The following is a 4,809-nucleotide window of genomic DNA, read 5'->3' as shown; positions in this document are numbered from 1 at the left end:
CCTTTCCTCTCCCTCCGGAGGGGGGAGAGGTGGCGCCGCGAAGCGGCGACGGAGTGGGGGAACCACCTGGAAACCGCCGCAGCGGACACAGGAAAGAGGATCGCGTGCAAGCATCGTCTTGATGCGCGCCAAGGTCGACCCCCACTCCGTCGAGCTTCGCTCGCCACCTCTCCCCCGATCGACGGGGGAGAGGAAGGATGCCAAGTCATCCGAGCCGGCGCCTGTCCTCAGCGGCAAAGGCTCCCTTCCGAAGATTGTGTGATCTCTCCCCCCTTGCGGGGGGTGGCTTGGCGCAAGCATCGAAAAACCTACTTGCTCATCGCCGCCAGCCATTCGTCCACCCAGGCCTTGCGGTTGGCGGCGACCTCTTCGGCGCTGAACAGCAAGGTCTTGGTCGGCTTGATCAGTTTGTCGAAGGCCGGATTGAGCGGCTTGTCGGTCTTGCCGGCCGGGAACATCCAGTTGGTTTCGGGGATGACATCCTGGAATTTCGGGCCGGTCATGAAGGCGATGAACTTTTCCGACAGCGGATTCTTCGCCCCTGTCGTGGTGATGCCGGCAACCTCGATCTGCAGATATTCGCCCTCCTCGAAGGACGCGGCCTGGTAGCGCTCGGTGTTTTCCGCGACCATGTGATAGGCCGGCGAAGTCGTGTAGGACAGCACCATCGGCGCTTCGCCCTTGGTGAACAGGCCGTAGGCCTCGCTCCAGCCCGGCGTCACCGTCAGCACCTTGGGCTTGAGCTTGGCCCAGGCTTCCGGCGCCTTGTCGCCATAGACCGACTTCACCCAGAGCAGCAGGCCGAGGCCGGGCGTCGAGGTGCGCGGATCCTGGATGACGATCTTGTCGGTGGCGCTGCCCTCGACCAGTTCCTTCAGGCTCTTCGGCGGGACTTTCAGCTTTTCGGTGTCGTAGACGACGGCGAAATAGCCGTAGTCGAACGGCACGAACGTGTCGTCGCTCCAGTCGCCGGGGACGTTGAGGCCCGACACGCCGCCATGCGGCGCGAACAGGCCGCTTGCCTTGGCTTCCGCTGTCAGGTTGGTGTCGAGGCCGAGCACGATGTCGGCCTTGGTCGCCGCGCCTTCCAGCTTGACGCGGTTGAGCAACGCCACACCGTCGGCGACCGAGACGAATTCGAGGTCGCAGCCGCATTCGGCCTCGAATTCCTTCTTCACCGCCGGGCCTGGCCCCCACTCGGCGGTGAAGCTTTCATAGGTGTAGACGGTGAGCTTGTCCTTCGCGGCCGCAGGGCCCGCGAGAAGCGAAACCAGGCCGGTGGCCAGAACAAGGTGGGATAAGAGCGTGCGCATCGGCGCCTCCTTCGTTGGTGTTGAAAGGAATTGAGGCGTCGGATGTTCCGAAACGTCTAATCCCTCCGCCGGTACAAACCGGATCAGGTTCAGCGGGTTGGCGATTGCCTCTCAGCCGGCCCGCGAAAACCCGCGTCCGGCACCCCGTTAGAGCGTTTCGACACATAGGCCCGGCTACGGCACCGCGCAAGCGGAAGTTTGCCGGGTTTCCCAGGCGCCGCTTCCGTTTCGCCGGCGAGGCTGATAAGGGCGACGCCCATGGGCACATTCACCATCCTGCTTGGCGGCGACCTCGTCCGCACGCCGCGGCTCGACAGCCAGCTTGCTGGCGCGCGCGTCATCGCCGCCGATGGAGGCATCGGCCATGCCCGCATGCTGGGCCTGACGCCCGAGCTCTGGGTCGGCGATTTCGATTCCGTGCCGGCGGACTTGCCGCATGATCTGGCCGCCGTGCCGCGCCAGGTGTTTCCGGCCGAGAAGGACAAGACGGACGGCGAGCTGGCGATCGCCGCGGCGCTCGAGCGCGGCGCCACCGGCCTGGTGCTGGCCGGCGCCTTCGGCGGCAAGCGCGCCGACCACGCCTTCCTGCATCTGGCCCTCGCCGTCCGCCTGGCCGAGGCCGGCATGAGCGTGCTTTTGACCAGCGGCGCGCAGGAGGGCATCCCCCTTCTGCCGGGCAAGGCCGGCTTCGACTATGCCGACGGCACGCTGTTTTCAGTGCTCGGCTTTTCCGATCTTTCCGGCCTCAGCGTCACCGGCGCCAAATGGCCGCTCGACCAGGTCGAGGTGGCGTTCGGCTCGTCGCTGACTATATCCAACGAGGTCAAGGGGCGGCTTGAGATCGCTCTCGGCCACGGCCGCGCGCTGCTGCTCGCTCACCCCTATCCTCTTCCTGAAAGCTGACATGGCCCCGCCTCTTCTCAATCTCGACGGGATAAGACTGACCTTCGGCGGCACGCCGCTGCTCGACGGGGCGGCACTCAGCGCATCCGCCGGGGACAAGATCGCGCTGGTCGGCCGCAACGGCTCCGGCAAGTCTACGCTGCTCAAAATCGCCGCCGGCATGATCGAGCCGCAGGACGGCGAGGTGTTCCGCCAGCCTTCGGCGACGGTGCGCTACCTGCCGCAAATGCCCGACATGGATGGCTTCGCCAATGTGCGCGCCTATGTCGAGGCGGGGCTCGGGCCGGCCGACGATCCCTACCGCGCCACCTATCTGATGGAGCATCTCGGCCTCACCGGCGAGGAGCGGCCGAACGACCTGTCCGGCGGCGAGGCGCGCCGCGCCGCCCTTGCCCGCGTCATGGCGCCGGAGCCCGACATTCTGCTGCTGGACGAGCCGACCAACCATCTCGACCTGTCGGTGATCGAATGGCTGGAGGAGGAGCTTGCCCGCACCTCCTCGGCGGTGATCCTGATCTCGCACGACCGCCGCTTCCTCGAGCGCGTTTCGCGCGCCACCGTCTGGCTCGACCGCGGCCAGACCAAGCGGCTGGACAAGGGCTTTGGCCATTTCGAGGAGTGGCGCGACCAGGTACTGGAAGAGGAAGAGCGCGAGCAGCACAAGCTCGGCCGCCAGATCGTGCGCGAGGAGCACTGGCTGCGCTACGGCGTGACCGCGCGGCGCAAGCGCAACATGCGACGGCTCGGCGAGTTGCAGACCATGCGCCAGCGTTTCCGCAGCCATCGCGGCGCCGAGGGCACTGCCACCCTGGTGGCCAGCGACGCCGCCGAGTCCGGCAAGCTGGTGATCGAGGCCAAGAGCATCGAAAAGAGCTTCGGCGACCTCACCGTGGTCAAGGGTTTTTCCACGCGCATCCAGCGCGGCGACCGCGTCGGCTTGGTCGGGCCGAACGGCGCCGGCAAGACGACGCTACTGAAGATGCTGACCGGCGAGCTGGCGCCGGACGCCGGCAACGTGCGGCTCGGCGTCAATCTCGAGATCGCCACGCTCGACCAGAAGCGCGAGGCCGTCGATCCGCAGGAGACGCTGGCGCATTACCTCACCGACGGGCGCGGCGAGAACCTTCTCGTCAATGGCGAGCAGCGCCATGTCGTCTCCTACATGAAGGACTTCCTGTTCAAGCCGGAGCAGGCGCGCACGCCGGTGCGCGAGCTTTCGGGCGGCGAGCGGGCGCGCCTGCTGCTCGCCCGCGTGCTGGCCAGGCCGGCCAACCTGCTGGTGCTCGACGAACCGACCAACGACCTCGACATGGAGACGCTGGAGTTGCTGCAGGAACTGGTGGCCGGCTTCGCCGGCACCGTCATCCTGGTCAGCCACGATCGCGATTTCCTCGACCGCACCGTCACCAGCGTGATCGCACCGGATGGCGGCGGCCGTTGGATCGAATATGCCGGCGGCTATTCCGACATGCTGGCGCAGCGCGGCGGCTCGAAGCTCGAAGACCGCAAGGCAAGGCCAAGGGCGGAGGCCGGCGAAACGCCCGCCGCAGCGAGATCTGAAACGGCCGCGCCGAAAGGCCCGGCGAAGAAATTGTCGTTCAAGCAGAAATTCGCGCTGGAATCGCTGCCAAAGAAGATCGAGGCAGTAACCGCCTCGATATCCCGGCTGGAGAACAACATCGCCGACCCCTCCTACTACGAGCGCGATCCGGCCTCGTTCCAGAAGACCATCGCCGCCCTCGACAAGGAGCGGGTAACGCTCGCGGCGCTGGAAGAGGAGTGGCTCGAGCTGGAGATGCTGCGGGAAGAGATGGAGGGGTGAGCGGCAATCAACGCCGCCTCGCTGCCGTAACCGTACAATGCGCATATACGCATGTTGCGGAGGCCATCATGCGCAAGATAGCCGCGAACGCGGTTCGTCAGCCGGCAAATCTGTCGATCGATTCACAGATCATGAAGGAAGCGAAGGGGCTCAATGTGAACGTCTCGCGAGCCGCCGAAGCCGGGATAGCCGAAGCGGTCGCCGCCGAGAAAACGCCACTATGGAAGCTTGAGAACCGCGCCACCATGGATGCTTGGAACGACTATGTCGACAAGCATGGCGTTCCGCTGAAAGAACATCGGCAGTTCTGATGTCACGCTACGACGTCTTCGCCGCCAGGCTGTTCCAAGGCTTCTGAGCCGACGACAGCCCTTCCTCATCCCGACGTTTTCGCCTGCCAGGCTTTCAGCGCCTCGTCGAACACCTTCTCGCCGGGAATGCCCTTTTCCATGGTGAGCAGGGCGCGGCGTCCGGTCTTGTAGACGACCGGAACGTCGATCCAGTCCTGGCCCCTGAGCAGCGTCAGATTGGCGTCCTCGTCAGCCTTGGTGTCGTTGAGAGCAACAAGGAAGAAGCCGTCTGCGATCTTGGCCGGGATGCCGATCAGCGGGCTGCCGGCATCCTGTTCGGAGCTCTTCATGGCGATGCGCAGGATGTTGTCGACGCCGCCGCCGTCAAACCCTTCCGGCGTCAGGAAGATCATCTCGATGATGTGGCTGGCCGGCAGCGTCTGGTCGGTGTTGCGCCTGATCGTCATGCGCAGCTGGATGT

4 protein-coding genes, 1 pseudogene and 1 riboswitch are annotated in these 4,809 nt (G+C 65.5%); of the genes and pseudogenes, 3 read left to right on the top strand and 2 right to left on the bottom strand.

The annotated features are described in order from the left end of the window. Positions 1-308: 308 nt before the first annotated feature. Positions 309-1,313: a thiamine ABC transporter substrate binding subunit gene (gene thiB / locus EN738_RS31075; protein ID WP_127286940.1), complete on the bottom strand. Its 1,005-nt coding sequence runs from the start codon at positions 1,311-1,313 to the stop codon at positions 309-311. 43 nt (positions 1,314-1,356) lie between these two features. Continuing rightward, positions 1,357-1,470, bottom strand: a riboswitch (TPP riboswitch). Between the two features lie 101 nt (positions 1,471-1,571). Between thiB and EN738_RS31070 the strand changes: the two genes are divergently transcribed. The 3 genes from EN738_RS31070 to EN738_RS31060 all read left to right on the top strand — a co-directional run bounded on the left by EN738_RS31070 (position 1,572) and on the right by EN738_RS31060 (position 4,349). Further along, positions 1,572-2,216 carry a thiamine diphosphokinase gene (locus tag EN738_RS31070; protein WP_127286939.1) on the top strand — a complete coding sequence of 215 codons (645 nt, stop codon included), beginning with the start codon at positions 1,572-1,574 and terminating at the stop codon, positions 2,214-2,216. Between the two features lies 1 nt (position 2,217). Continuing rightward, positions 2,218-4,038, top strand: coding sequence for an ABC-F family ATP-binding cassette domain-containing protein (locus EN738_RS31065; protein ID WP_127286938.1), 1,821 nt, complete (start codon positions 2,218-2,220; stop codon positions 4,036-4,038). A gap of 68 nt (positions 4,039-4,106) precedes the next feature. Further along, complete coding sequence (locus EN738_RS31060) at positions 4,107-4,349, top strand: type II toxin-antitoxin system CcdA family antitoxin (RefSeq protein ID WP_127286941.1); 243 nt, start codon at positions 4,107-4,109, stop codon at positions 4,347-4,349. Between the two features lie 65 nt (positions 4,350-4,414). Here the strand turns inward: EN738_RS31060 and EN738_RS31055 are convergent. Continuing rightward, positions 4,415-4,809, bottom strand: a pseudogene (locus EN738_RS31055) (hypothetical protein); the annotation flags it as partial.

The sequence above is a fragment of the Mesorhizobium sp. M4B.F.Ca.ET.017.02.2.1 genome (genome assembly GCF_003998955.1).
GTDB classification, from domain to species: domain Bacteria; phylum Pseudomonadota; class Alphaproteobacteria; order Rhizobiales; family Rhizobiaceae; genus Mesorhizobium; species Mesorhizobium abyssinicae.
This window is presented reverse-complemented; position numbering and strand designations above follow the sequence as displayed.